Origin of the sequence: Streptomyces sp. NPDC050263, from assembly GCF_040655955.1 — a bacterium.
Classification (GTDB): domain Bacteria; phylum Actinomycetota; class Actinomycetes; order Streptomycetales; family Streptomycetaceae; genus Streptomyces.
On record NZ_JBFAKW010000089.1, the window covers coordinates 18,025 to 39,362 of the forward strand.

Sequence of the window (21,338 nt, forward strand, 5' to 3'; positions counted from 1 at the left end):
GGCCTTCGCGGGCCCGTCACCGTTCCGCCTCTCTCTGTGCGGCGACTGTTCGAACAGCACCGCATCGCGCGGAACGTTACCGTATCGCGATCAGATGACCACTTCGACGCCCTCGCCCGGTGCTTTACCTGACACCCGTTCGGATTCCAGGGCCTGCTGAAGGATGATCACCGCGGCTGCCTGGTCGATGACCGCACGGCCCTTCTTCGCCTTCACGCCCGAGGCGCGCAGTCCCTGACTGGCCGTCACGGTCGTCATCCGCTCGTCGACGAGCCGCACCGGGACCGGTGCGATGCCCTGCGCGAGCTCCTGGGCGAAGCCGCGAACCTTTACCGCGGCCGGGCCCTCGCCCCCCTTGAGGGAGCGCGGAAGACCCACGACGACCTCGATCGGCTCGTACTCCTCGACGAGTTGCCGAAGGCGGCGATGAGCTGCCGGGACGTCCCGGCCGGGGACCGTCTCCACCGGAGTGGCGAGGATCCCGTCGGGGTCGCACGAGGCGACCCCGATCCGGGCGTCCCCGACGTCGATCGCAAGTCGACGGCCCTTGCGCATCGGGTGACTCACTTGGCCGTTTCCGCCACGAGCCGTTCGACCGCGTCGACGGCCTCGCCGACGGCGGCCGGGTTCTGGCCGCCGCCCTGGGCGACGTCCGGCTTGCCGCCACCGCCGCCGCCGAGGGTCTTGGCGGCCGTGCGGACCAGCTCGCCGGCCTTGAGACCGCGCTCGCGGGCGGCCTCGTTGGTGGCGATGACCGTCAGCGGCTTGCCGTTGTTGACCGTGAACAGGGCGACCACGGCGGCCCGGCCGCCCTGGATGCGCCCGCGCACGTCGAGGACCAGCTTGCGCAGGTCGTCGGGGGTGGTGCCGTCCGGAACCTGACCGGTGACGACGGCGATCCCGCGGACGTCCTTGGCGGACTCCACGAGACCGGCGGCGGCCTGGAGCACCTTCTCCGCGCGGAACTTCTCGATCTCCTTCTCGGCGTCCTTCAGCTTGCCGAGCATCGCGGAGACCCGCTCCGGGAGCTCCTCCGGACGACCCTTGATCAGTTCCTGGAGCTGGGCGACGACCGTGTGCTCCCGGGCGAGGAAGTTGTAGGCGTCGACGCCGACGAGGGCCTCGATACGGCGCACGCCCGAGCCGATCGACGACTCGCCGAGCAGCTTCACCAGGCCCAGCTGGGAGGTGTTGTGCACATGCGTGCCGCCGCACAGCTCCTTGGAGAAGTCGCCGATGGTCACCACGCGGACGCGCTCGCCGTACTTCTCGCCGAACTCGGCGATGGCGCCCTGCTTCTTGGCCTCGTCGATGCCCATGACGTCGGCGCGGACGTCCAGGTCGCGGGCGAGCACCTCGTTGATCTTCTGCTCGACGTCGGTCATCACGGCCGTCGGAACGGCGGCCGGGGAGCCGAAGTCGAAGCGGAAGCGGCCGGGCTGGTTCTCGGAACCGGCTTGGGCGGCCGTCGGGCCGAGCGCGTCGCGCAGGGCCTGGTGGGTGAGGTGGGTGGCCGAGTGGGCGCGGGCGATGGCGGTGCGGCGACGCGAGTCGATCGAGGCGTGCACAGAATCGCCGACGGCCACCTCGCCGACCTGGACGACGCCCTTGTGGACGTAGACGCCCGGGACCGGCTTCTGGGTGTCGCGGATCTCGACGACGGCGCCGGAACCCACCTTGATCCGGCCGGTGTCGCCGATCTGGCCGCCGCCCTCGGCGTAGAACGGGGTGCGGTCGAGGACGATCTCGACCTCGTCGCCCTCGGTGGCGGCCGGCGAGGAGACGCCGTCGACGAGGATGCCGACGACCGTGGACTCGCCCTCGGTGTCCGCGTAGCCGAAGAACTCGGTCTCGCCGGCCTTGTCGGCGATCTCGCGGTAGGCGCCCGTCCCGGCGTGGCCGGTCTTCTTGGCCTGGGCGTCGGCCTTGGCGCGCTCCCGCTGCTCCTTCATCAGACGGCGGAAGCCGTCCTCGTCCACGGACAGCCCCTGCTCGGCGGCCATCTCGAGGGTGAGGTCGATCGGGAAGCCCCAGGTGTCGTGGAGCAGGAACGCCTTGTCGCCGGCCAGGACACTGCCACCGGAGGCCTTGGTCTCGGTGACGGCGGTGTCGAGGATGTTGGTGCCGGCCTTCAGCGTCTTGAGGAAGGCGTTCTCCTCGGCGACGGCGACCTTCTCGATGCGCTCGCGGTCGGTGATCAGCTCCGGGTACTGCTGGCCCATCATGCCGATCACGGTGTCGATGAGGTCCAGGACGACCGGGCCGGTGGCGCCGAGCAGGCGCATGTTGCGGATGGCGCGGCGCATGATCCGGCGCAGGACGTAGCCGCGGCCCTCGTTGCCGGGGGTGACGCCGTCGCCGATGAGCATCACGGAGGTGCGCATGTGGTCGGTGACCACGCGCAGCGAGACGTCCGAGTCGTGGGCCTTGCCGTACTCGACGCCGGTCAGCTCGGTGGCCTTCCTGATGACGGCCATGGATGTGTCGATCTCGTACATGTTCTGCACGCCCTGCAGAATCATGGCGAGGCGCTCCATGCCGAGGCCCGTGTCGATGTTCTTGCTCGGCAGGTCGCCCAGGATCTCGAAGTTGTCCTTGCCGATGCCCTCGCCGCGCTCGTACTGCATGAAGACGAGGTTCCAGATCTCCACGTACCGCTCGTCGTTGACGGCGGGGCCGCCCTCGACGCCGAACTCGGGGCCGCGGTCGTAGTTGATCTCGGAACAGGGTCCGCAGGGTCCGGGGACGCCCATGGACCAGTAGTTGTCCTTCATGCCGAGGCGCTGGATGCGCTCCTTGGGCACGCCGACGACCTCGTGCCAGATGCGCTCGGCCTCGTCGTCGTCCAGGTAGACCGTGATCCAGAGCCGCTCCGGATCCAGGCCGTAACCACCCTTGTCCTGGGGGCTGGTGAGCAGCTCCCAGGCGTACTTGATGGCGCCTTCCTTGAAGTAGTCGCCGAAGGAGAAGTTGCCGCACATCTGGAAGAACGTGCCGTGCCGGGTGGTCTTGCCGACCTCTTCGATGTCGGGCGTGCGCACGCACTTCTGCACACTGGTGGCGCGCGACCACGGCGGCTTGACCTCACCGAGGAAGTACGGCTTGAAGGGGACCATGCCGGCGGGGACGAGGAGCAGAGTCGGGTCGTCCGCGATGAGCGACGCCGAAGGGACGACGGTGTGCCCGCGCTCCTCGTAGAAGCTCAGCCAGCGGCGGCGAATCTCGGCCGACTCCATCAGTGGTCCTCATTCCGGTCGTACGGGTACGTCGTGGTCTCGACGTACTTCGTGTGCTTGCTGTTCTCGATGGCGGCGTACCGCCGGGGGGCGGGGAGTTCGGGGTCCTCGTGGATGCCGAGCGCGTCCTCGAGTTCCGCCTCCCGCCGGTCCATGTTGTCGCGGACGTCGAGCGCGAAGCCGACCGCGCGGTCCTTGAGGCGGGCTCCCGTCTCGAGCGCCTTGTTGGCCGCGGTCGCGGCGAGGCTCTCGGGGGTCAGCTGCCTGAGCTTGCGGTTGACCTTGGTGGTGGCCCAGACACCGGCGGCGACGCCCGTGGTGAACCAGAAGGTACGGCGGAACATCGCTGGTCTCAGTCCCTCTTTCCACGGGGCTTGCGCTTCTCCCGCCAGGAGACCGTTCGGCCCACGATCACGGTACGCCGGGGCTCCCTCGCGGGCGCGTCGTCCTTGCGGCTCAGGGCGCGGCGGACGCCGTACCCGAACGCGGCGACCTTCACCAGGGGGCCGCCGAAGGTGGAGGCGACGGTCGTCGAGAGCGCGGAGGCGTTCGACGTGACCTCCTGGACGTCGGAGGCGATGGAGTCGACCCGGTCGATCTGGGTCTGCGCGGAGCGCACCGCGGCGGAGGCGTCGGCCAGCAGCGGGACGGCCCTGTCGGTCACGTCCGCGACCAGCTTGGTGGTCGCCCTGAGCGTCTGGGCCAGCCTCGCCAGCGCGACGGCCAGGAAGGAGACCAGGATCGCCCAGAAGACGGCCACCAGGATCCCGGCCACTTCTCCACCGGACACCTGGCACTCTCCTCGCAGTGATGGCACCTATCTCTGGCGCTGAGCCTATCGCGCCGGACCCGGCGTTCCGTACCGGATTAGGGGTGTGCGAAGGCCCGCCGTCCCCCGCCCCGAGGGGCAGGTGGCCGGCGGGCCTTTGCGGAGATCAGCGGGCGTAGTACTCGACGACGAGCTGCTCGTCGCAGATGACCGGGATCTCCTTGCGGTTCGGCTCGCGGTCCAGGCGGAAGGCCAGGGCGCGGAGGTTCACCTGGAGGTAGCGCGGGGTCTCGCCGTCGGGGGCGAAGCCGCCCTCACGGGAGATGGAGAAGAGGGTCTTCTCGCGGCTGCGCTCACGGACCATCACGACGTCGTCGGGCTTGACGCGGAAGGACGGCTTGTCGACCTTCTGGCCGTTGACCTCGATGTGGCCGTGGACGACCATCTGGCGGGCCTGGTAGATCGTGCGGGCGATGCCCGAACGCAGGACCAGCGCGTCGAGACGGCGCTCGAGCTCGATGATCAGGGCCTCACCGGTCTTGCCCTGGACCTTGGAGGCACGCTCGTAGGCGCGCACGAGCTGGCGCTCGGACACGTCGTACTGCGCGCGCAGACGCTGCTTCTCGAGCAGACGGACCTTGTAGTCCGAGTTCTGCTTGCGGCCGCGGCCGTGCTCGCCCGGCGGGTAGGGGCGGGCCTCGAAGTACTTGACGGCCTTCGGGGTCAGCGCGATGCCGAGGGCACGCGACTTCTTGACCTTGGGGCGGGACTGATTCGCCACTGTGTTCTTCTCTTTCCTGAATTTCCGGCTTGTCAGGGTTAAGGGAGGTCGCATCCGCAGCCGGGGAAACCCGCCGGTCCGCGAGGGACCTGTCGGGCAGCCGCTCCCCTTGGTCTGGGCACACAAGTGCAGCACGCGAGTGGCCCACCGACCGTTCCCGGAATCCCGGGTGGTGGTGGGCTGCCCGCGACACCGTTCGAACGGTGCGCGACGCTCCTGGAGCCGATCCATGGATCGAGGATCCGAGGACCGGGCTCCGGCTGACTGTCCTGTTCTGACGGCACAGGACGCAGCACTTCGGGCGAGTCTACAGGGTGCTCAGGACCCCTTGCGACCGAGGCGCTGTCTGGTCCACTCGACCGCGTCCGCGTAGCGGGCCTCGGCGCCGTGCCGGGTGGGCGTGTAGTACTCCCGGCCGTCGATCGCGTCCGGCGCGTACTGCTGGGCGGCGATGCCCTCGGGCAGGTCGTGCGGATACACGTACCCCTGGGCGTGCCCGAGCTTGGCGGCGCCCTTGTAGTGGCCGTCCCGCAGATGCGGCGGGACGGGCCCGGCCAGTCCCTTGCGGACGTCCTCCAGGGCGGCGCCGATCGCCGTCGTCGCGGCGTTGGACTTGGGGGCCAGGGCGAGCGCGATGGTGACGTGGCTGAGGGTGAGGGCGGCCTCGGGGAAGCCGATCATGGCGACGGCCTGGGCGGCGGCGACCGCGAGGGGCAGGGCGCCCGGATCGGCGAGGCCGATGTCCTCGCTGGCGGAGATCATCAGCCGACGGGCGATGAAGCGGGGGTCCTCGCCGGCCTCGATCATGCGGGCCAGGTAGTGCAGGGCCGCGTCGACGTCCGAGCCGCGGATGGACTTGATGAGGGCGCTGGCGACGTCGTAGTGCTGGTCGCCGTCACGGTCGTACTTCACCGCCGCGCGGTCGACCGTCTGCTCCAGGGTCTGGAGGCTGATCTCGGTCTCGTCCTGGTCGAGGGCGGCGCCGGCGGCCGCCTCCAGGGCCGTCAGGGCGCGGCGGGCGTCACCGCCGGCGATGCGCAGGAGGTGCGCCTCGGTGTCCTCGGGGAGCATGACGGCGCTCTTCAGACCGCGGTCGTCGGCCAGCGCGCGCCTGACGAGGTCGCGGAGGTCGTCGTCCGTGAGGGGTTCGAGGGTGAGCAGGAGCGAGCGGGAGAGGAGCGGTGAGATGACCGAGAAGTACGGGTTCTCGGTGGTCGCCGCGATCAGCGTCACCCAGCGGTTCTCGACGGCCGGGAGGAGGGAGTCCTGCTGGGCCTTGCTGAAGCGGTGGATCTCGTCGAGGAAGAGGACGGTCTCCTTGCCGAAGCCGCCGATGGCGCGGCGGGCGCCGTCGATGACCGCGCGGACCTCCTTGACGCCCGCGGTGATCGCCGACAGCTCCACGAACCGCTTGTCGGTGGCCTTGGAGACGACGTACGCCAACGTCGTCTTCCCGGTGCCGGGCGGGCCCCAGAGGATCACCGAGGAGGGGCCGGCCGGGCCCTTGGCGCCGTCGCCGACCAGGCGGCGCAGGGGGGAGCCCGGCTTCAGCAGGTGCTGCTGGCCCAGTACCTCGTCGAGGGTGCGCGGGCGCATCCGGACCGCCAGGGGGCTCCCTGCGGGGTCCTTCTCCTGGCGGTCTTCGGCTGCGGCGGTGAACAGGTCGGGCTCCACAGGTCGGAGCCTACGTCAGGGGTCCGACAGTCCCGCCCGGCCCCTTGTGCGCTGCCGGGCTCAGGCCCAGAGGTCGGCGCCCCAGCGGGTCAGGATCAGCATGCCGATGATGCCGACGTGGGTGGCCGGCAGGACCCAGGTGAACTCGCCGAAGAACCGCTTCAGCCAGCCCGGGGCCGGAAGGAAGTCGTTGCGCACGTTGAACGAGGTGACGTACCAGAACATGGTGATCGTCGCGACCCAGGCCAGCGAGCACCACAGGCACAGGGCGTTGATCTTGTACAGGGACTGGTACTGGAGCCAGGTGCAGAAGACCACGCCGAAGAGCGTGCCGAAGTTGAAGGTCAGCCAGTACCAGCGGGGGAACCGGGCGCGGGCCAGCAGGCTCATGCCGACGCAGATCACGATGCCGTAGCAGACCAGGCCGAGCATCGGGTTGGGGAAGCCGAAGGCGGCGGCCTGCTTGCTCTCCATGACGCTGCCGCAGGACACGATCGGGTTGATGCTGCAACTGGGGGTGAACGTCTTGCCGTCCACCTTGCCTTCGAGGATCTTGAACTTGTCGATCGTGATGACCCACGCGGCGAGCAGACCGGCCGCGCCGGTGATCAGCAGCAGGATCGCGAAGGCACGGCTGCCGCCCACCGTCCGGGGCTCGGTCGCGGCGACGCGCTCGGGCTCGGACTCCGTGGAGACGTCTTTGACTGTCGTCTTGCTCATCACGCCGATCCGTCACTTGAGAGTTGGACCATCTTCGGGCAGGGGCCATTGTGCCGCACAGGACCCTCTGTCCACCGTTCGGTGGGCATAAGGACGTACGTGCGGCCACCGCCGGGCGTTCGGTTCCGGCCAGCTGCCGAAACCGGTGACGCCCGGCGTGCGGCACGGCTCTAGCCGAGCCTCGACTCCAGTTCCGCCACGATCTCGTTGACGCCGATCGCCGTCTGCTCGCCGGACTGCATGTCCTTGAGCTGGACGACGCCCTCGGCGAGGTCGCGTTCGCCCGCGACGATCGTGTAGCGGGCCCCGCTGCGGTTGGCGCTCTTCATGGCGCCCTTGAGCCCCTTGGCGCCGTACGAGAAGTCGGCGGCGACGCCGAGTTTGCGCAGCTCGGTGACCTTCGCGAAGAGCACCCGGCGGGCCTCCTCGCCGAGCGGCACCGCGAACACGGAGGTCGAGGCGGGCAGTTCCAGCTCCACGCCCTCCGCCTCCAGCGCCAGCACCGTGCGGTCGACGCCGAGGGCCCAGCCCACCGAGGGCAGCGCGGGGCCGCCGATCATCTCGGAGAGGCCGTCGTAGCGGCCTCCGCCGCCCACCGCGGACTGGGAGCCCAGCCCGTCGTGGACGAACTCGAAGGTCGTGCGGGTGTAGTAGTCCAGGCCGCGGACCAGCTTCGGGTCGTCCTCGAAGGCGACGCCCGCCGCGGTGATCAGCTCGCGGACCTCCTCGTGGTACGCCTTGCAGGCGTCGCACAGGTAGTCGCGCAGCAGCGGGGCCTCGCCGAGCTGCTTCTGCACCGACTCGCGCTTGTCGTCGAGCACCCGGAGCGGGTTGATCTCCGCGCGGCGCAGGGTGTCCTCGTCGAGGTCCAGGCCCCGCAGGAAGGTCTGCAGCGCCTCCCGGTACACCGGACGGCACTCCTTGTCGCCGAGCGAGTTGAGCAGGATGCGGAAGTTCCTGAGGCCCAGCGAGCGGTACGCCTGGTCGGCCAGGATGATCAGCTCGGCGTCCAGCGCCGGGTCCTCCGCGCCGATCGCCTCGGCGCCGACCTGGGAGAAGTGCCGGTAACGGCCCTTCTGGGGGCGCTCGTAGCGGTAGTACGAGCCGGAGTACCAGAGCTTGACCGGCAGGTTGCCCGTCTTGTGCAGGTTGGCCTCGAGCGCGGCGCGCAGCACGGACGCCGTGCCCTCGGGGCGCAGCGCGAGCCGGTCGCCGCCCTTGGTCTCGAAGGCGTACATCTCCTTCGTCACGATGTCCGTCGACTCGCCGACACCGCGCGCGAACAGCTCGACGTTCTCGAAGCCGGGCGTCTCGACATAGCCGTAGCCGGAGTTGCGCAGCGGCGCGGCGATGGCCTCGCGGACGGCGAGGTAGACGGCGCTGTCCGGCGGAATCAGGTCGTAGGTGCCCTTGGGGGCCTGGAAAGTACTCACGGAAGGTCTCTCGTCACATTCCTCGTCGGGGAGGGGTGGGCGAACCCGCTCCCTGGCCGCCGGCCGCCACCTGCCGCAGATACGGGTTGGCGGCGCGCTCCTGGCCGATGGTCGTCTGGGGGCCGTGGCCGGACAGCACCACGGTCGAGTCCTCGAGCGGCAGGCATACGCGAGCCAGCGAGTCGAGCATCTCGGCCATGTCGCCGCCGGGCAGGTCGGTGCGTCCGATGGAGCCGGCGAACAGCAGATCCCCGGAGAAGAAGACCGACGGGACGTCGGCCCTCTCGGGCATCCGGAAGGTCACCGACCCCCTGGTATGGCCCGGCGCGTGCGCGACGGAGAACTCCAGACCGGCCAGGTCCAGCCGGACGCCGTCGGTCAGCTCCCGGACGTCGTCCGGCTCCCCCACGGTCAGCTCGCCCATCAGGGGCATCCCGATGGACCGGCCCAGCGACTTCTCGGGGTCGCTCATCATGTAGCGGTCCTCGGGGTGGATCCAGGCGGGCACGTCGTGCGCGCCGCACACCGGGACGACCGAGGCCACATGGTCGATGTGGCCGTGCGTGAGGACGACGGCGACGGGCTTCAGCCGATGCTTCGAAATCGCTTCCTCGACTCCGGGGGCCGCCTGGTGGCCCGGGTCGATGATCACGCACTCCTCGCCGGCGGCGGGGGCGACGAGATAACAGTTCGTCCCCCAGGCGCCGGCGGGGAACCCGGCAATGAGCACGATCGTCCTTCGTTTGTGTCGATACGCGTGGGCTTCTGGCGGCTGCGCCAGTGGTCAGAGCCTACCGGCGCTGCCGTTTCCTCAGCGAACCCATATACGGTACGGGACACACGCAGGCTGTCGGCTCACAAGACGCACGCGTCCCAGTCGACGTACGAGACGCACGAGGAGAAAACCCGGTGGTCACCCAGGAACAGCGGAAGCGTCAGCTCGCCCGGGAGAAGTTCTTGCGGCAGCAGCAGCGGCGCACCAGCGCACGGCGCAAGGCGCGGGTACGCAACTCGGTGATCGCGTCGGTGCTCGGCGTGATCATCATCGGCAGTCTGGCGCTGTACACGACGGGCGTCCTGAAGGACGACGACGACAAGGCGAACGCGAGCTCGGAGACGACGCCGTCCGCGACGCCCAGCGCCGCGAAGGACCCGTGCGAGAAGCCCGCCACCGGCGCGATCAAGACGGAGACCTGGAAGAAGGAGCCGGCGGTCACCATCGACACGTCGGCGAAGTACACGATGACGCTGGCGACGACGTGCGGTGACATCGGCATAGCCCTGAAGGCGAAGGCCGCGCCGCACACGGTGAACTCGTTCAGCTTCCTCGCCGGCAAGGGCTACTTCGACCACACCAAGTGCCACCGCCTCACCACCAACGGCATCTACGTGCTCCAGTGCGGCGACCCGACGGGCCAGGGCAGCGGCGGTCCCGGCTACACCATTCCGGACGAGAACCTGAAGGACACCAGCCTCAAGAACAACGTCTACCCGGCGGGCACGGTCGCGATGGCCAACACCGGTCAGGCGCACACCGGCGGCAGCCAGTTCTTCCTCGTCTACCAGGACAGCCAGCTGCCGCCCAGCTACACCCCGTTCGGCACGGTGTCGGCCGAAGGCATGAAGGTGCTGCAGAAGATCGCCGCCGCGGGCGAGAACACCGGCGCCGGTGACGGAGCCCCCAACGCGACGGTCGTGATCAACAAGGCGACGGTCACGAAATCCTGACGACGACCTGAAGACAACCTGACGACAAGGGGCGGTCAACTGCGCAATTTCGGTCGCGCTGGATGCGGACAGGCGGCCCGCCGGTCGCCTATGTTGGCCGTGACGAAACTGTGGACGATGCCCAGGGGCGCTGAAGCCCCTCGGAGGCATCATGTGGAGGAGGCGCTGTGAGCAGCGACCCGTGGGGCCGCGTCGACGAGACGGGGACCGTGTACGTGCGTACGGCCGACGGCGAGCAGGTGGTCGGTTCCTGGCAGGCAGGCTCCCCCGAGGAAGCACTGGCCTACTTCGAGCGCAAGTACGAGGGCCTGGTTGTCGAGATCGGCCTCCTCGAGAAGCGAGTGCAGACCACCGATCTTTCGGCCAAGGACGCGCAGGTCGCGATCGACCACATCCGCGAGCAGGTCGACGCACATCACGCGGTCGGCGATCTCCAGGCGCTGAAGGACCGGCTGGACAAGCTGGTGGCGACCGTCGAGTCGCGCCGCGAGGAGCGCAAGCAGCAGCGCGCCAAGCAGTCCGACGAGGCCCGCAAGGCCAAGGAGGACCTGGTCACCGAGGCGGAGCAGCTTGCGCAGTCCGACCAGTGGCGGGCCGCCGGTGAGCGGCTGCGCTCCCTGGTGGACACCTGGAAGGGTCTGCCGCGGCTGGACCGCAAGTCGGACGACGAGCTGTGGCACCGCTTCTCGCACGCCCGCTCGGCGTTCTCCAAGCGCCGCAAGGCGCACTTCGCGCAGCTGGACGCGCAGCGCGAGGACGCCCGCCGGATCAAGGAGCGGCTGGTCTCCGAGGCCGAGGGGCTGTCCGGCTCCACGGACTGGGGTCCGACGGCGGCGCGCTACCGCGAGCTGATGGCGGAGTGGAAGGCGGCGGGCCGCGCCCAGCGCGAGCACGAGGACGACCTGTGGAACCGCTTCCGCGGTGCGCAGGACGTGTTCTTCGCCGCCCGTAGCTCGGTGTTCGCCGAGCGGGACGCGGAGCAGACGGAGAACCTGAAGCTCAAGGAGGAGCTGGCCGAGGAGGCCGAAAAGCTCCTGCCGGTCGGGGAGTTGAAGGCGGCGCGGGCCGCGTTCCGCTCGATCAACGAGCGCTGGGAGGCCATCGGCCACGTTCCGCGGGACGCCCGGCCGAAGATCGAGGGCCGGATGCACGCGGTGGAGCGGGCGATCCAGGAGTCCGAGGAGGCCGAGTGGCGCCGGACGAACCCGGAGGCACGCGCGCGTGCCGCGGGTCTGACCGGTCAGCTCCAGGCCGCCGTGGACAAGCTGCGGACGCAGATCGAGCAGGCCCGCGCCCAGGGCAACACCGCGAAGGCCGACAAGCTGGAGCGGGAGCTCGAAGGCCGTCAGTCGCTGCTGGACCAGGCCCTGAAGGGCCTGGAGGAGTTCGGCGGCTGACACAAGCCATGTGAGGGGCCCCCGTACATCGTGTACGGGGGCCCCTCACAGCTGTTCCGGCGTACCGGCGTTCCGGCTACGGGCGGCGCGCCGAGGTCACCCGGTACACGTCGTAGACGCCCTCGACGCCGCGTACGGCCTTCAGGACGTGGCCGAGGTGCTTGGGGTCGCCCATCTCGAAGGTGAAGCGGGAGGTGGCCACCCGGTCGCGCGAGGTCTGGACCGCCGCGGAGAGGATGTTGACGTGCTGGTCGGACAGGACCCGGGTGACGTCCGAGAGGAGGCGGGAGCGGTCCAGGGCCTCGACCTGGATGGCGACCAGGAAGACCGAGGACTGCGTCGGCGCCCACTCGACCTCGAGGATGCGCTCCGGCTCACGGGACAGTGACTCCACGTTGACGCAGTCGCTGCGGTGAACCGATACGCCACTACCGCGCGTGACGAATCCGATGATCGGGTCGCCGGGGACGGGCGTGCAGCAGCGGGCCAGCTTGACCCACACGTCGTCGACGCCCTTGACGACGACGCCGGGGTCCTGGTTGCTGCGCCGCTTGCGGCCGCGGCCGTGGGTCGACGGGACCGCCTCGTCGATCTCCTCGGTGGCCGCCTCCTCGCCGCCCAGCGCCTGCACCAGCTTCTGCACGACGTTCTGCGCGGCCACATGGCCCTCGCCGATCGCCGCGTACAGCGAGGAGATGTCCGGGTAGCGCATCTCGTGCGCGAGGGTGACCAGCGAGTCGCCGGTGAGGATGCGCTGGATCGGCAGGTTCTGCTTGCGCATCGCGCGCGCGATGGCGTCCTTGCCCTGCTCGATCGCCTCGTCCCGGCGCTCCTTGGAGAACCAGGCTCTGATCTTGTTGCGGGCGCGCGGGGACTTGACGAAGTTCAGCCAGTCCCGGGAGGGTCCGGCCCCTGCGGCCTTGGAGGTGAAGACCTCCACCAGGTCGCCGTTGTCCAGGGTCGACTCCAGCGGCACGAGACGGCCGTTGACCCGAGCTCCTATGGTCCGGTGGCCCACCTCTGTGTGCACCGCGTACGAGAAGTCGACCGGGGTCGCTCCCGCCGGAAGCGCTATCACGTCGCCCTTCGGCGTGAAGACGAAGACCTCGTTGCGCGACAGGTCGAAGCGCAGGGACTCCAGGAACTCGCCGGGGTCCTCGGTCTCCTTCTGCCAGTCGAGGAGCTGGCGCAGCCACGCCATGTCGTTGAGGTGGTCGTCCTTGCCGGTGGTCCGCGGCTGGTCCGAGCGCACCTTGGAGGCGCCGGCGACGGCCTCCTGCTTGTACTTCCAGTGCGCGGCGATGCCGTACTCGGCGCGGCGGTGCATGTCGAACGTGCGGATCTGGAGCTCGACCGGCTTGCCGTTGGGGCCGATGACCGTGGTGTGCAGCGACTGGTACATGTTGAACTTGGGCATCGCGATGTAGTCCTTGAACCGGCCGGGGACCGGGTTCCAGCGCGCGTGCACCGTGCCGAGGGCCGCGTAGCAGTCGCGGACGGTGTCCACGAGGACGCGGATGCCCACCAGGTCGTAGATCTCCGCGAAGTCACGGCCGCGGACGATCATCTTCTGGTAGACGCTGTAGTAGTGCTTCGGGCGGCCGGTGACGGTCGCCTTGATGCGGGCGGCCCGCAGATCGGCCTGGACCTCGTCGGTCACTATGGCCAGGTACTCGTCACGCTTCGGCGCCCTCTCGGCCACCAGCCGGACGATTTCGTCGTACATCTTGGGGTAGAGGATCGCGAAGGCGAGGTCCTCCAGCTCCCATTTGATGGTGTTCATGCCCAGGCGATGGGCGAGGGGCGCGTAGATCTCCAGGGTTTCGCGCGCCTTCTTCTCCTGCTTCTCGCGCTTGAGGTAGCGCATGGTGCGCATGTTGTGCAGGCGGTCGGCGAGCTTGATGACCAGGACGCGCGGGTCCTTGGCCATGGCGACGACCATCTTGCGCACGGTCTCGGCCTGCGCGGCCTCGCCGAACTTGACCTTGTCCAGCTTGGTCACGCCGTCGACGAGCAGGGCGACCTGGTCGCCGAAGTCGCGGCGCAGGTCCTCCAGGCCGTACTCGGTGTCCTCGACGGTGTCGTGCAGCAGGCCCGCCATGAGCGTGGCCGGGTCCATGCCCAGTTCGGCGAGGATCGTGGTCACCGCGAGCGGGTGGGTGATGTACGGGTCGCCGCTCTTGCGCTTCTGGCCGCGGTGCCAGCGCTCGGCGACCTGGTAGGACTTCTCGATCTGGCGCAGTGTCGCCGTCTCGATCTTGGGGTCGTTGCTGCGTACTATCCGCAGCAACGGCTCCAGGACCGGGTTGTACGGGTTCGCGCGCTGGACGCCGAGCCGGGCGAGGCGGGCGCGGACGCGGTTGGAGGAGCCGGAGCGGGCGGGCGGCTGCGCCGCGGCCGGGCGGCCGGCGGGCGCGGTCGAGGAGGGCTCGGGCGAGGCCGGTTTGGGGCGTGCCTGCTCGGCCGGCTTGTCGACGGACGCCGGGCGGTCGTGCTCGACCGGCCCACGGCTGTCGTCCTTCGCGGACGGCGCGGGCGTTGCCGCGGGCGCCGAGGCGGACTCGGGCTTGGCGGCTGTCAGGTGCTGGGCCTCGTCTGGCAAGAGGGCTCCTCGTGCGCGATCCGGGTCCCCCGGTCAGGTTCCGGAGGACCCATCGTAGCGATCCTGGGCCGCAGGATCGCCTTCAGGCCGATGTGAGGGCCGTCTACCGGAGAAACGCAAGAGGCGGGCCCCGGATTCCTCCGGGGCCCGCCCGCTTGGCGTACGGCGATTTTCGGACCGTGTGCGGATCTTTGAGACTGTGCTCAAATCGTGAGCAGCGACTCCAGGGGCGCCCCGCCGAGGGCCGCCTCCAGCCGGGGGCGGCCGGCCAGGAAGCCCAGCTCCATCAGGACGGCGACGCCCGCGACCTCGGCGCCCGCGCGGTGGATGAGCCGGATCGACGCCTCGGCGGTGCCGCCGGTGGCGAGGACGTCGTCGACGATCAGGACGCGATCGCCGGTGGTGAGGTCCTCCGCGTGCACCTCGATCTCGGCCGAACCGTACTCCAGGTCGTAGGCCTGGCCGAGGGTCGCTCCGGGGAGCTTGCCCGCCTTGCGTACGGGGATGAAGCCGAGGCCGGCCCGGACGGCGACCGGGGCGCCCAGGATGAACCCCCGGGCCTCCAGGCCGACGACCTTGGTGGCGCCGGTGCGCTCGGCGATCTCCGCGAACGCCTCGGTGAGTGCGGTGAACGCCGCCGGGTCCGCCAGGAGCGGGGTGATGTCCTTGAACATCACTCCCGGCTCCGGGTAGTCGGCCACGTCACGGATCCGGCTGAGCAGCAGCCCGCTGAGGTCGGTGAGCTCGGTCATCGGCGCTTCCCCGACGGACGGCCGCGGCCCCGGCCCCGGGTGGCGGGCTGGTTGCGCGGGCCGACGACCGCGGCCGCGGCGTCCTCCGGCTCGTCGTCGTAGCCGTCGCTGTCACGGGCCTCGACGAGCTGCTCCTCGGTCGTGGCCTGGGCGCGCTTGGCCAGGACGCGCTTCTTCAGCGCCTTGATCTGCGGCTCGAGCTCCTTGAGGTCCGCGACGAGCGGCGTCGCGATGAAGATCGAGGAGTAGGCGCCGGCCGCGAGGCCGACGAACAGCGACAGCGAGATGTCGTTGAGCGTGCCCGCGCCGAGGACGCCGCCGCCGATGAACAGCAGGCCCGCCACCGGCAGCAGCGCGACGACCGTGGTGTTGATGGAACGGACCAGGGTGCCGTTGATCGAGCGGTTGGCGATCTCGCTGTAGGTGAAGCGGGTCTGCTTCGTGAGGTCCTTCGTCTGTTCCTTGAGGGAGTCGAAGACGACGACCGTGTCGTACAGCGAGTAACCGAGAATGGTCAGCAGACCGATCACCGTGCCGGGCGTGACCTCGAAGCCGACGAGGGCGTAGACGCCGACCGTGATGGTGATGTCGTGGATCAGGGCGACGAGCGCCGCGATGGCCATCCGCCACTCGAAGGCGATCGCCAGGTAGATCACGACCAGGACCATGAAGATCGCCAGGCCCTGCCAGGCCTTGTCGGCGACCTGGTCGCCCCAGCTGGGACCGACCAGTTCGCCGGTGATCGTGTCCTCGTCGACCTTGAAGTCGTCGGCCAGGGCTTTCTTGATCACGTTGGACTGCTTGATGTCCATGCCGGCGATCTGGATACGCAGCGAGCCGTTGCCGAGCTTCTGCACGACCGCGTCGTGGCCGGACGCGTCCTTGGCGTACTCCTCGGCCTGGGAGACCGAGACGCTGGTCTTCTCGGTGGTGAAGACGGCGCCGCCCTGGAAGTCGATGCCCATGTTCAGGCCGCGCACCGCCAGGCCGACGATGGCCGTGATGGTGATCAGGATCGAGATGCCGTACCAGAGCTTGCGGTGGCCGATGAAGTCGTAGCTGACCTCGCCACGGTGCAGTCGGGCGCCGAGGTTACCGAGTTTGGACATCGCTCACGCCTCCTTCGTCTCGACGGGGCCGGCGGCGGAACCGGCGGGACGGCGGGTGCGGCGGATCGGCGGTTGGGCACCCAGGCTCTTCGGGTCGAGGCCGGACCACTTGTGGCCGTTCGCGAAGAACTTCCGCCGAGCGATGAGCGTCATCAGCGGCTTGGTGAAGAAGAAGACCACGACCACGTCGAGGACGGTGGTCAGGCCCAGCGTGAACGCGAAGCCCTGGACCTTGCCGACCGTGACGACGAACAGCACGGCGGCGGCGAGGAACGACACGAAGTCGGAGACCAGAATGGTGCGCCGAGCACGCGGCCAGGCCCGCTCGACGGCGGGACGCAGGGTGCGGCCCTCGCGGATCTCGTCCCGGACGCGTTCGAAGTACACGATGAACGAGTCCGCGGTGATACCGATGGCGACGATGGCTCCACAGACGGCCGGCAGGTTCAGCGCGAAGCCGATGGCCGGGCCGAGCAGCGCCATGAGCACGTAGGTGAGGGCACCGGAGACCAGCAGCGAGGCGAGCGCGATGAGCGCCAGGCCACGGTAGTAGGCCACCAGGTAGATCACGACCAGGGCGAGGCCGATGGCGCCCGCGAGGAGACCGGCGTGCAGCTGGTCACCGCCGAGCGCGGCCGTCACCGTGGTCACGCTCTGCTCCTGGAAGGAGAGCGGGAGCGCGCCGTACGACAGCATGTTGGCGAGGCCCTGGGCCTCCTCCTGCGTGAAGCTGCCCGAGATCTGGGCCTGGCCGCCGGTGATGGCGGACTGCACGAACGGGCTGGAGACGACGTCGCCGTCGAGGACGATGCCGAACTCGTTCTGCGGCTGGGTGTTCTGCGCGAGCTGGCCCGTGATGTCCGCGAACTTCTTGGCGCCCTTGGAGGTGAAGTCCATGGTGACCTGCCAGCCGGCGGCCGTCTGCGTGTCGTAGACGGCCTGGGCCTTCTTGACCTCGGTGCCGTCGACGGCGGCCGGGCCGAGCAGGTACTTGTACCAGACCTTGTCGATCTCGCCGCAGGCCACGGTCGCGTCCCCGGGCTTGACGCCGTCGCCGGCGGCGGCGCGGACCGACTCCTTGGAGCAGTCCAGGGCCGCGTACTTGGCCTGGAGCGCGGCGTCTTCGGCGGTGACGCCGGCGGCGCTGCTCGCGGTGGCCGACGGGCTGGCGGAGGCGCTCGCCTTGGTGCTCGCGGACGCCGACGGGGTCGAGTCGGCCTTCAGCGCGTCGGTGACGGGCCGGCCCTGCGAGGTCGCGGTGGCCGACGGGGACGTCGAGGAGGTCGCCTTCTCGCCGGTGGTCGCGGAGGCGCTCGCCGACGGGCTCGTGGAGGCGCTCGGCGAGGCGGTGGACGAGCCGCTGGTGGACGCGCTCGGCGAGGGGGTGGCGGCGGAGGCGGAGGCCTCCTGGGCCAGCACCGGACGGAAGTACAGCTTGGCGGTCGTGCCGACCTGCGCCCGGGCCTTCTCCGAGTCGGTGCCCTTGGGGATGTTCACGATGATGTTGCGGTCGCCCTGGGTCTGCACCTCCGCCTCGGAGACGCCCAGCCCGTTGACACGGCGGTTCATGATCTCGACCGCGGTGTCCATGTTGGCCTTGTTGATCGCGGATCCCTGGTCGGCCTTCGCCTCCAGCGTGATGCTGGTACCGCCGGCAAGGTCGATGCCGAGACGCGGAGTGGTGTGACCGGAGACGAACATGCCTCCGGTGAGCCCCACGATGGCGATCAGGATCAGGGCCAGCGAGCGCCCTGGCTTGCTCTGGGCACTCGCGCTCCGGCCCTTCTTAGGTGCTGCCACCTTCTCGTACTCCCTCTCGGGCCGCCTCGCGCCGGGTCGGCGCGGCGGCGGCCATGACATGGTGTCGGGATCCCCTGGCGAGAATGCGCGCGCCCCGGCGCGGACGGGTGTAGCCGTCTGCGCCGGGGGCGGGGCTACTTCTTCGTCTCGGAGTCGCCGTCGGTCTGCTTCGGCTCTTCGTCCGCGTCGGCCTGCTCGGCGTCGGCGGCCTTCTCCTGGACCTCGTCGGGTCCGTCCTTCTTGCCGAGGTCGACGGCCTTGTCGTCGGAGGCGGCGGCAGCTTCGTCGGCGGAGTCGTCGGTCTCGGCGGACTCGGTGAGGGAGGAGGCGTCGTCCGGGACGACGTCGGAGTCGGACTTCAGGTCGTGCTCGATGCCGTGCACGATGCGGTTGTACTCGTCGTCGGTCAGGACGGCGCCGATCGCGTTCTTCGCGAAGAGGAGTTCCACGCCCGGCCCCGCATCGAGGAGGATGGTGTCGTCACTGACCTCCTTGACCGTCGCGTACATGCCCCCGATGGTGCGGACACCACTGCCGGGCTGCAATTGGTTACGCATGTCGGCCGCTGATTGCTGCTTCTTCTTGGCCGATCGGGTCATCAGGAACATGGCCCCGATGAGCACGATGAACGGGAGGAGGGTCACAGGACTCACGGGTCGGAACTTCCTTCAGACGACCGCGATGGTTGAGCGGCCTGATGGATGGGGGTTGTGTGCTGCCGACAACGGCGGCATCGGCGGAGTCTAAGCGAGTCCGCGCGCATGGAACAACGCTCAGCATGGCACCAGGGTTCCTGACCCGGCCAATGCCGCCGCCGTGGCCCCGGGCGTCATGTCCCGAACAGGTCGCCCTGGCCACTTCCCCGGGTCGGCGTGCGGGTCGGGGTGAGGCCGAGGTGGGTCCAGGCAGCCGGGGTGGCCACCCGCCCGCGCGGCGTACGCGCGAGTAGGCCCTCCCGCACGAGGAAAGGTTCGGCGACCTCCTCCACGGTCTCGCGCTCCTCCCCCACCGCGACGGCGAGCGTGGACAGACCGACCGGGCCGCCGCCGAACAGCTTCAGCAGCGCCTCCAGGACCGCTCGGTCGAGACGGTCCAGGCCGCGGCCGTCGACTTCGTAGACCTTCAGTGCCGCCGCCGCGATCTCGCGGTCGATGATCCCGTCGGCCTTGACCTGCGCGTAGTCGCGTACCCGGCGCAGCAGACGGTTGGCGATCCGGGGGGTGCCGCGGGAGCGGCCGGCGATCTCGGCGGCGCCGTCGGTGTCGATCTCGACGTCGAGGAGGTTCGCCGACCGGTGGATCACGCGCTGCAGCTCGCCGGGCTCGTAGAACTCCATGTGCGCGGTGAAGCCGAAGCGGTCGCGCAGCGGGGGCGGCAGCAGGCCCGCGCGCGTGGTGGCGCCGACCAGGGTGAAGGGGGGCAGTTCGAGGGGGATGGCGGTGGCGCCGGGGCCCTTGCCGACGATGACGTCGACGCGGAAGTCCTCCATCGCCATGTAGAGCATCTCCTCGGCGGGCCGGGACATGCGGTGGATCTCGTCGAGGAAGAGGACCTCGCCCTCCTGGAGCGAGGAGAGGATCGCCGCGAGGTCGCCCGCGTGCTGGATGGCGGGGCCGCTGGTGATCCGGATCGGGGCGCCCATCTCGGCGGCGATGATCATCGAGAGGGTGGTCTTGCCGAGGCCGGGGGCGCCGGAGAGCAGCACGTGGTCCGCGGTCGCGCCCCGCGCGCGTGCGGCGCGCAGGACGAGGTCGAGCTGCTCGCGGACCTTCTCCTGACCGATGAACTCGTCCAGGTCCTTGGGGCGCAGGGCGGCCTCGACGGCCTGGTCCTCACCGTCGGCTGACCCGCCGACGAGCCGCTCGGGGGCGGTCTCTTCGGTCGTGTCGTCCCAGTTCACTGACGTTCTCCTAGCGGGCGCGGTTCAGGGTCTGCAGGGCGGCCTTGAGCAGCTGACCCACCTGGGGCGCGCCGTCGGCGGCCTCGGCCTGCGGGGTCACGGCCGCGACCGCCTCGTCGGCCTCGCGGGTCGCGTAGCCGAGGCCGATCAGGGCGGCGTGCAGCTGGTCGCGCCAGCCGCTGGTGACCGGCGCCCCGATCGCGGGGGCGCCGATCGGCTCGCCGAGCCGGTCCTTGAGCTCGAGCAGCAGCTTCTGGGCGCCCCTCTTGCCGATGCCCGGCACCGCGATGAGCGCCTTCTCGTCGCCGGTGGCCACGGCTCGGCGCAGGGCGTCGGGCGTGTGGACGGCCAGCATGGCCTGCGCCAGCCGGGGGCCGACCCCGCTCGCGGTCTGGAGGAGCCCGAAGACCTGGCGTTCGTCGTCGTCCACGAAGCCGTAGAGGGTCAGTGAGTCCTCCCGTACGACGAGGGAGGTGGCCAGCTTGGCCGGCTGGCCGAGGCGGAGCGTGGACAGCGTGTTCGGCGTGCACTGGAGGGCCATGCCCACGCCGCCCACCTCGACCACCGCGGTGTCGGGTGCGAGGGCTGCGACCGTGCCGCTGACGAAGGCGATCATGCCGTCAGGCCTTTCGATGTCATCGGTGCGTTGACCGTCGTCGGTGCGTTGGCTGTCGTCGGTGCGTTGACCGTCGTCGGTGTCCTGGCCGCGTGCAGGGCGACGGCCTGCTGGAGTCGGTTCTGTGCGGGGGCGCGCCAGATGTGGCAGATGGCGAGCGCGAGCGCGTCGGCCGCGTCGGCCGGCTTGGGGGGTGCGTCGAGCCGCAGCAGTCGGGTGACCATGGCGCCGACCTGCGCCTTGTCCGCGCGCCCGCTGCCGGTGACGGCGGCCTTGACCTCGCTGGGCGTGTGCAGGGCGACGGGGATGCCGCGGCGGGCGGCGCACAGCATGGCGACGGCGCTGGCCTGGGCGGTGCCCATGACCGTGCGCACGTTGTGCTGGCTGAACACCCGCTCCACGGCGACGCATTCGGGCCGGTATTCGTCCAGCCAGCGTTCGATGCCCTGCTCGACGGCGACGAGGCGCTGCCCCAACTCGGCGTCCGTGGGCGTCCGTACGACGCCCACTCCGAGCATGGTGAGGGGCCGGCCCGCGACCCCCTCGACGACGCCGACACCACACCGCGTCAGTCCGGGGTCCACCCCGAGTACCCGCACGCCCGCCCCCCTTTTTTTGCGGCTGAACCGCCGCCGCTCTCGCGGAGGTGGCTCAGCGCCGTCGTGGTTCCTCGATCGACGGTTGTCGTCCGTGGACGGTGATCTACCGATGACGACAGGCTAGTCGCCGGCACTGACAACGACGGCGGGCCGGTGGGACGTGTCCCACCGGCCCGCCGAATCCGCGCGGCCCGCCCCAGCGTTACGCGTCGACCATATACA

General features: G+C 70.0%; 19 protein-coding genes. 2 read left to right on the forward strand and 17 right to left on the reverse strand.

All coding sequences use genetic code 11. The annotated features are described in order from the left end of the window. Positions 1–90 precede the first annotated feature (90 nt). The 9 genes from ruvX to AB0J04_RS31390 form a co-directional block, all read right to left on the reverse strand. Positions 91–555: a Holliday junction resolvase RuvX gene (gene ruvX / locus AB0J04_RS31350; protein WP_363171987.1), complete on the reverse strand. Its 465-nt coding sequence runs from the start codon at positions 553–555 to the stop codon at positions 91–93. An 8-nt stretch (positions 556–563) separates the two neighbouring features. After that, on the reverse strand, positions 564–3,236 hold the full coding sequence (gene alaS, locus AB0J04_RS31355) for an alanine--tRNA ligase (RefSeq protein ID WP_363171970.1): 2,673 nt from the start codon (positions 3,234–3,236) through the stop codon (positions 564–566). After that, positions 3,236–3,580, reverse strand: coding sequence for a hypothetical protein (locus AB0J04_RS31360; RefSeq protein ID WP_363171971.1), 345 nt, complete (start codon positions 3,578–3,580; stop codon positions 3,236–3,238). The genes alaS and AB0J04_RS31360 overlap by 1 nt, the downstream gene beginning before the upstream one ends. A gap of 8 nt (positions 3,581–3,588) precedes the next feature. After that, on the reverse strand, positions 3,589–4,026 hold the full coding sequence (locus AB0J04_RS31365; protein WP_363171972.1) for a DUF948 domain-containing protein: 438 nt from the start codon (positions 4,024–4,026) through the stop codon (positions 3,589–3,591). Positions 4,027–4,171: 145 nt separating this feature from the next. After that, positions 4,172–4,786 carry a 30S ribosomal protein S4 gene (gene rpsD, locus AB0J04_RS31370; RefSeq protein WP_351919125.1) on the reverse strand — a complete coding sequence of 205 codons (615 nt, stop codon included), beginning with the start codon at positions 4,784–4,786 and terminating at the stop codon, positions 4,172–4,174. 318 nt (positions 4,787–5,104) lie between these two features. Further along, positions 5,105–6,460, reverse strand: a complete 1,356-nt coding sequence (locus AB0J04_RS31375; RefSeq protein WP_363171973.1) for a replication-associated recombination protein A — start codon at positions 6,458–6,460, stop codon at positions 5,105–5,107. Positions 6,461–6,520: 60 nt separating this feature from the next. Continuing rightward, the gene (locus AB0J04_RS31380) at positions 6,521–7,180 is read right to left on the reverse strand and encodes a vitamin K epoxide reductase family protein (RefSeq protein WP_363171974.1); all 660 of its coding nucleotides are present in this window, start codon (positions 7,178–7,180) and stop codon (positions 6,521–6,523) included. 170 nt (positions 7,181–7,350) lie between these two features. Beyond that, on the reverse strand, positions 7,351–8,613 hold the full coding sequence (hisS, locus tag AB0J04_RS31385; protein ID WP_363171975.1) for a histidine--tRNA ligase: 1,263 nt from the start codon (positions 8,611–8,613) through the stop codon (positions 7,351–7,353). A 13-nt stretch (positions 8,614–8,626) separates the two neighbouring features. Continuing rightward, the gene (locus AB0J04_RS31390) at positions 8,627–9,343 is read right to left on the reverse strand and encodes an MBL fold metallo-hydrolase (protein WP_363171976.1); all 717 of its coding nucleotides are present in this window, start codon (positions 9,341–9,343) and stop codon (positions 8,627–8,629) included. A 179-nt stretch (positions 9,344–9,522) separates the two neighbouring features. Between AB0J04_RS31390 and AB0J04_RS31395 the strand changes: the two genes are divergently transcribed. Both AB0J04_RS31395 and AB0J04_RS31400 read left to right on the forward strand, forming a co-directional pair. Then, positions 9,523–10,341: a peptidylprolyl isomerase gene (locus AB0J04_RS31395; RefSeq protein ID WP_363171977.1), complete on the forward strand. Its 819-nt coding sequence runs from the start codon at positions 9,523–9,525 to the stop codon at positions 10,339–10,341. A 167-nt stretch (positions 10,342–10,508) separates the two neighbouring features. After that, on the forward strand, positions 10,509–11,738 hold the full coding sequence (locus AB0J04_RS31400; RefSeq protein WP_363171978.1) for a DUF349 domain-containing protein: 1,230 nt from the start codon (positions 10,509–10,511) through the stop codon (positions 11,736–11,738). Positions 11,739–11,814: 76 nt separating this feature from the next. On the opposite strand, the gene AB0J04_RS31405 is transcribed toward AB0J04_RS31400, so the two are convergent. The 8 genes from AB0J04_RS31405 to ruvC form a co-directional block, all read right to left on the reverse strand. Beyond that, positions 11,815–14,340, reverse strand: coding sequence for a bifunctional (p)ppGpp synthetase/guanosine-3',5'-bis(diphosphate) 3'-pyrophosphohydrolase (locus tag AB0J04_RS31405; RefSeq protein WP_363171979.1), 2,526 nt, complete (start codon positions 14,338–14,340; stop codon positions 11,815–11,817). 203 nt (positions 14,341–14,543) lie between these two features. After that, positions 14,544–15,092, reverse strand: a complete 549-nt coding sequence (locus tag AB0J04_RS31410; RefSeq protein WP_363171980.1) for an adenine phosphoribosyltransferase — start codon at positions 15,090–15,092, stop codon at positions 14,544–14,546. Continuing rightward, positions 15,089–16,201 carry a protein translocase subunit SecF gene (secF, locus tag AB0J04_RS31415; protein ID WP_363171981.1) on the reverse strand — a complete coding sequence of 371 codons (1,113 nt, stop codon included), beginning with the start codon at positions 16,199–16,201 and terminating at the stop codon, positions 15,089–15,091. The genes AB0J04_RS31410 and secF overlap by 4 nt, the downstream gene beginning before the upstream one ends. Before the next feature lie 3 nt (positions 16,202–16,204). Beyond that, the gene (gene secD, locus AB0J04_RS31420) at positions 16,205–18,001 is read right to left on the reverse strand and encodes a protein translocase subunit SecD (RefSeq protein WP_363171982.1); all 1,797 of its coding nucleotides are present in this window, start codon (positions 17,999–18,001) and stop codon (positions 16,205–16,207) included. 134 nt (positions 18,002–18,135) lie between these two features. Further along, positions 18,136–18,654, reverse strand: coding sequence for a preprotein translocase subunit YajC (gene yajC / locus AB0J04_RS31425; RefSeq protein ID WP_363171983.1), 519 nt, complete (start codon positions 18,652–18,654; stop codon positions 18,136–18,138). A gap of 176 nt (positions 18,655–18,830) precedes the next feature. After that, complete coding sequence (gene ruvB / locus AB0J04_RS31430; RefSeq protein ID WP_363171984.1) at positions 18,831–19,901, reverse strand: Holliday junction branch migration DNA helicase RuvB; 1,071 nt, start codon at positions 19,899–19,901, stop codon at positions 18,831–18,833. A gap of 10 nt (positions 19,902–19,911) precedes the next feature. Beyond that, complete coding sequence (gene ruvA / locus AB0J04_RS31435; protein ID WP_363171985.1) at positions 19,912–20,517, reverse strand: Holliday junction branch migration protein RuvA; 606 nt, start codon at positions 20,515–20,517, stop codon at positions 19,912–19,914. Further along, positions 20,514–21,116 carry a crossover junction endodeoxyribonuclease RuvC gene (ruvC, locus tag AB0J04_RS31440; RefSeq protein ID WP_363171986.1) on the reverse strand — a complete coding sequence of 201 codons (603 nt, stop codon included), beginning with the start codon at positions 21,114–21,116 and terminating at the stop codon, positions 20,514–20,516. The genes ruvA and ruvC overlap by 4 nt, the downstream gene beginning before the upstream one ends. Positions 21,117–21,338 lie beyond the last annotated feature (222 nt).